Origin of the sequence: Baaleninema sp. (assembly GCF_049974805.1) — a bacterium.
Classification (GTDB): Bacteria; Cyanobacteriota; Cyanobacteriia; order Cyanobacteriales; family Geitlerinemataceae; genus Baaleninema.
In genome coordinates this window covers 1-4803 of record NZ_JBNGCO010000195.1, presented here as the reverse complement: position 1 = coordinate 4803, position 4803 = coordinate 1, and the positions used below count along the sequence as shown (strand labels likewise).

Below are 4803 nucleotides of genomic sequence, written 5' to 3'. Positions count from 1 at the left end.
CGATCTGTGGATCGCTTTGGCGATCTGTGGATCGCTTTGGCGATCTGTGGATCGCGATCGGTTGTTCTCTTGGCGAACGGGCGATCGCGAAGCGTCTCGGAACGAGAATCGCCAGATTTTGGCGCGAACGGCTTCCCACCCGAACAGCCCCAGTTCGCTGAGTTTGTTGAGTGCGATTTGAATGGTGCGCCGGTGGAGACCTAGAGATTCGGCAATCCGTTCGGTGTCGATTTCGATGGGGGCGCTATCGGGAAACGGCATCTGAATCGAAAGCCAAAGATAAACCTTCAGCTCGGCCGCTTTGAGAACTTGGCTGACAGTAGACAGCTCCGACTCGGTGAGGGGGTAGAATTGCTCTTGCTGGCGTGCCATCGCTACACCTCCTCGTCCTTCTCAGTCAGGACAAATTCGATCGACCGCGAGCGATCGACTGCTACAACTTGGTTTTGTTGGGTATGAATGCGAATCCAGTAGGCGATCGTGGCTGTGAGCAGACCTGCGGCGTAGTCTTCGATCGCGTCTTCTAGCTGTATTCGGTGATGCTGTGTCATAATTGGTATAGAATATAATTTGATTGTCGCAAGTGGTGTGAGTTAAATATTATTGTACCACTTGCGTTTTTTTGTTTAAATATGAACATTCGTGAAGCTTTCAAAAAAGTCCGACAATCCCACGGCGTTACGGATGTTGCGTTACACGAACACACCGGGGTTTCTCGAACTCACTTGAGCCGGTTTCAGTGTGGAAGAGGCGATCTAAAAGTTGAGACGCTTGAACGTCTTTTGATGGGCTTAGAGGAGTTAAGCCCAGGCGCAATTAATGATTTTGTCAGTCAAATTGGCAAAGTTGAAGTCCACGGTTTGACTGACCGCGAAAAACAAATCCTTATCTGGTCGCTCCCAGAGAGCGAACTGGCCGAAATTTTGAGGCTAATTGGCGAACGGCTGGCTGGGAAATCCCGTACTTCCACCGATGACAAAGTTTTAACAAGACGTTAACCATGTCAAAAAGTCTGTAAATATGGAACGATGTCTGAAAACGGGGTGCGGCCGGTGGAGTTGACGGATATTCAAGAGCTGTTGCGATCTCTTCCGCCTGACCAGCGATCGCAAATTCTGGCCGAAGAACTCCACGAACTGCCGCCAGAACTTCGATCGAAGGTGTTGGAAACTGAGGCTCGGCGCTACGGGCTTTCCGTCGTCTTCGGATGCAACACGATAAATTCTTCTATAAATATTCAAATCGGTCTTCAAGGAAGCGAACTGATTTCGACAATTGAACAACTCCCCAAGGAGCAACTCGGGGAGTTGTTGAGGGCGATCGCCAATGTGGTGGCGTCTAAGTCCTGAAATACCGATTTGGCTGTCTGTACCCCTTTTGGGGTTTAATTTCTACGAGTTTCAGGTCTCTGAGCGCCCGTAAGATCGCCAGGGTGTTTCGCGAGATCGTAAATCCAAATCTCGGATTTTTTTCTGTGGAGATAGACGACAGGGGGCGATCCTTTGAGGGCGATCGCCGTTCCCAAGGGCTTATTTCTGATAGAGATATAGTCCCAGCCCAAACTTGGCAGCCGCGCGGCGAAATGCCATCGATTCAGCGTTGCTGCTGGGATCGCCGTAGGAATTGCAGTTCAGTTCCTCAGTTCCCGTAGCGTGCCGCACCACCATTCCGTCTGCTGTTGGCACGGCTAACTCACCAACAAGGAATATGCGATCGCTCGTGCAGTGAACCGAGATAATCCTCCAGTTCCAGCCGGGGCAATACTTTGACAAAATCTTGGCAGCCTCGTACCAAGACAAAAAAAACACGGTTGATCCTCCCAGTCGCTTTGACTGGAGAAGCGATCGAGGAATCGGCCGACTCAGAACCTCCTCGATCTGCCTCAACGACCACTCTCCCGGTTTGGTCGGGGGTTGTATGGGGTTCGATCGAATCTGTTTAGCGGTGGTGTCGATTGTAATGCTATTCATTTTTCTGTGGAGATAACGGGGTTGAATGGGAGGCGTGGAAGCCTCCCGAGAAAGTTAATCTTTATTCCAGTATCGCGGTGGATACCCGTCGAATTGGATTACAAAAAATCCTCCATGAACGGGCGAACTGAGCACCTGATATCGGTAATAAAAATCTTCAGACCCGTATCGATTGGCTACCTCATTTATAATTCCGTTGACTGTCCAGCGACTAGCAGAGCAAGTCAACACCATCACTGAGTGCCGAACGCGAAGGACTTGAATCACACGGTTGGCAGATTCGCTGTGGTACTCGTTGTCGGGGATAATCAGGACGTCGTTAACGCCCTGGCGAAGAACTGCTTCAATCCAAACTGTCTCTCTGGCAAAGTTGTGTGGATTTCCACAACTTTGCGTGTATCGGCTTAGCAATTCTGCCGATCGAATTTCTTCGGGTTGTTGCGAAATGATCGGGGGTTGGGGGGGTTGGGGGGGTAGTTCAAAAAACATTTTCTGTGGAGATAGAAGGTTTGCAGGGGAGCCTCGGAGACTCCCCAGTTGATTAGGCAGTCGGTTCTACCAAATGGGCAAATTCTTCGAGCGTTGCCTCTAGCGGTGGCAGTTCTCCGTGCATTTGATCGATTGCTCCGAAGAATTCAATCAGTTCGCTCTCCTCTTCGACCTTTGATTTAATTTCGTCTTCCAAGCTGAGTTGGTTGTCGAATCCGTTTTCGAGAACATTCTCCAAAACTCGATCGAGATATTCTTCAATCCAGCGCTTGAATTTGTGTTGAAAAATTGGTAAGTACCCCGCGTACTTCCGCTCGAACTCTGCCGCTTTCTCGTTGATCTTCTTCTCGAGCCGATCGCGCGTCCGTTCGTAGAAGGATAAGGATTTTGTTACCATTTCAATAGACCTGATAAAGGTTTTCGCCGTTGGGGAGGCGACTTGGTAGGTTTTTCTCCCCTTCGGTTAAATATAATATAGCATGTTATCCCGCTAAATGTCAAGTGTTATAGTAGGGTATCGAGTTAAAAAAAAGAGAACGATGCCTAGAGGAAGACCGGGTGGGAATCCCACCATTACCGAATACAGCTTTTCAACCGACCGGAACGAATCGCTGAATGCTCGAGTCGCTCTCAACGTGAGCGATCGCGTTAAGAAAGCCCTCCCTCGATCGAAGGGAGAGCCATTAAGATACAAAGATTGCGCCCGAGGGGCGCTTCTAGCCTGGCTTGAAAACCAAGACAAATTCGATCGACTCGGTTTGTCAGGACAGGAACTTGAGCAATTTGTTCAGAGGGCGATCGAGTCTGCCCTGAATTGAAACGACGGGCGGCCTCACGGCCGCCCATTTTTTTAACCCGACATCCACCAACACGGATCGTCTTCGAGGTAAAGCGGTTCTGATTCGGTATTGAACGGGTCGAGCAAATCCTCCACCGCTAAGATGTGATGACATTTAAGGTATCGTCCAAACTTATGTAAGGCTTCACGAAAGGCTTCCGGCAATTCTCCCTCACGATTATTCAAGCAGCGGAACAGCTTGCAGTTGCAAGTTAGTTCGCTCGTACCTGGGTCGATCGAAACCTTGTAATCGTTATTGAATCCGCGAACCAGATAACTGCTATCTCCACAGAAAATCGGATCGCCTTTTAAGGCTTGAAGTTGTTGGCTGCGCCAATCTGTGTGTTCGACGACGGCGATCGCTACGTCTTTAAAACTGACAAAACGACAGAAACCCTTGTCGTAGCCGGGTTGTGGACGGTAGAGAACCCAAAGGCAGTTTGACCAGACCTCGAAATCGATCGCCATTGCTTCGCGATAGGTTGGTTCACAACCGAAGATCGATCGCCAAATCGTTTGGCGTGTCAACAACTGGGACTTAAGAGCGGAGGAAACTTCAAACATGGCTTTAACTTGGTAGGTTATCTATATTATAGCACGTTACCCTGTTAAATAAAACAATAACCCCTCCAACCGAAGGGGTTATATCCACAGAAAAAATGAGGGGGAAGACCCCCCAAGCCAAGCTAAAACAACGACAACTGACGAGGCGCCGCCGAGGAAACGAACCACCCGCCGCCAACGGGAGACAGACCCCAGCCAGCGGGACAGGGGACGGACGGGGGCAGCCAGACCAACGAGCGAACGCCAAGACCAAGGGCGAACGCCAACGACGCCCACGACCCGGAACCGGAACCACAAAAACAACGAGCGGACGACGACGACGGCGACAAACCGGCCGGACAAGGCCGGCCGGGAAACGAAACCCAAACGCCCCCAGGGGCGACCGACCGGACGCAAGCCACCGACCGAGCCGCGAAAGCGCCACGACCGCGACCGAACGACGCCACGGAGAAGACGCGGGCAGACGGGAAAGCCGAACGGAAGACCCGATCCACGCCAGCCGCACACCCAACCGACACAGCAGCGCCGGAAGAAACAGAAGCGATGACGGCAGAGGAAACAGACGCCGGAGGAACAACCGAGCGGGAGCCAGAAAACCCAACGGCAGGAGCAGAGGCAAGAATGGAAGAAACAGAAGGCAACATAAACAAACTTGGTAGGTTTCTATTTATATTATAGCGCGTTATCCTGCTATTGGGGGGATTTTTACATTAATTAATACAGTTCCCTGTTCCCTGTTCCCTGTTCCCCGTTCCCTCTTCCCCCCCTAAAAATACAGGAGATCGCCAGAGCGATCGCGGGAACGAGGCGTTTCAAATCACAGGATCGAACGTTCTAGGCGTTGCCATCGTGGATGATCGCAGTAGAGTCCTGAAGCTGAACGAACCCATCTGTCAACTGCTGGGTCGATCGACCGAAGAAATCCGAGAGCGTCGTCTCGTC

8 protein-coding genes are annotated in these 4803 nt (G+C 51.0%); 2 read left to right on the top strand and 6 right to left on the bottom strand.

The window, feature by feature from the left end; all coding sequences use genetic code 11:
- Positions 1-372 (bottom strand): hypothetical protein (locus tag ACP5D4_RS21030; protein WP_428013567.1); only part of this gene is annotated, 372 nt, incomplete at its 3' end.
- 2 nt (positions 373-374) lie between these two features.
- The gene (locus ACP5D4_RS21025; protein WP_428013566.1) at positions 375-551 is read right to left on the bottom strand and encodes a hypothetical protein; all 177 of its coding nucleotides are present in this window, start codon (positions 549-551) and stop codon (positions 375-377) included.
- A gap of 81 nt (positions 552-632) precedes the next feature.
- On the opposite strand from ACP5D4_RS21025, the gene ACP5D4_RS21020 reads away from it, so the two are divergent.
- Both ACP5D4_RS21020 and ACP5D4_RS21015 read left to right on the top strand, forming a co-directional pair.
- Entirely contained in the window at positions 633-998 is a 366-nt protein-coding gene (locus ACP5D4_RS21020; protein WP_428013565.1) for a helix-turn-helix domain-containing protein, read from the top strand.
- A gap of 30 nt (positions 999-1028) precedes the next feature.
- On the top strand, positions 1029-1349 hold the full coding sequence (locus ACP5D4_RS21015; protein WP_428013564.1) for a hypothetical protein: 321 nt from the start codon (positions 1029-1031) through the stop codon (positions 1347-1349).
- A gap of 180 nt (positions 1350-1529) precedes the next feature.
- Here ACP5D4_RS21015 and ACP5D4_RS21010 read toward each other — a convergent pair whose 3' ends face one another.
- From ACP5D4_RS21010 to ACP5D4_RS20995, 4 genes are all read right to left on the bottom strand, one after another.
- A complete protein-coding gene (locus ACP5D4_RS21010; RefSeq protein ID WP_428013563.1) occupies positions 1530-1685 on the bottom strand; it encodes a hypothetical protein in 156 nt (51 codons plus the stop codon).
- A gap of 826 nt (positions 1686-2511) precedes the next feature.
- On the bottom strand, positions 2512-2856 hold the full coding sequence (locus ACP5D4_RS21005) for a hypothetical protein (protein WP_428013562.1): 345 nt from the start codon (positions 2854-2856) through the stop codon (positions 2512-2514).
- A gap of 453 nt (positions 2857-3309) precedes the next feature.
- A complete protein-coding gene (locus ACP5D4_RS21000; RefSeq protein ID WP_428013561.1) occupies positions 3310-3861 on the bottom strand; it encodes a hypothetical protein in 552 nt (183 codons plus the stop codon).
- A gap of 78 nt (positions 3862-3939) precedes the next feature.
- Positions 3940-4257 (bottom strand): hypothetical protein, encoded by a 318-nt coding sequence (locus ACP5D4_RS20995; protein WP_428013560.1) that lies wholly within the window; start codon positions 4255-4257, stop codon positions 3940-3942.
- Positions 4258-4803 lie beyond the last annotated feature (546 nt).

What these genes read in the sequence shown, in the direction of transcription:
- ACP5D4_RS21025 (WP_428013566.1), bottom strand. Translation starts at nt 551, where the DNA reads ATGACACAGCATCACCGAATACAGCTAGAAGACGCGATCGAAGACTAC.
- ACP5D4_RS21020 (WP_428013565.1), top strand. Translation starts at nt 633, where the DNA reads ATGAACATTCGTGAAGCTTTCAAAAAAGTCCGACAATCCCACGGCGTT.
- ACP5D4_RS21015 (WP_428013564.1), top strand. Translation starts at nt 1,029, where the DNA reads ATGTCTGAAAACGGGGTGCGGCCGGTGGAGTTGACGGATATTCAAGAG.
- ACP5D4_RS21005 (WP_428013562.1), bottom strand. Translation starts at nt 2,856, where the DNA reads ATGGTAACAAAATCCTTATCCTTCTACGAACGGACGCGCGATCGGCTC.
- ACP5D4_RS21000 (WP_428013561.1), bottom strand. Translation starts at nt 3,861, where the DNA reads ATGTTTGAAGTTTCCTCCGCTCTTAAGTCCCAGTTGTTGACACGCCAA.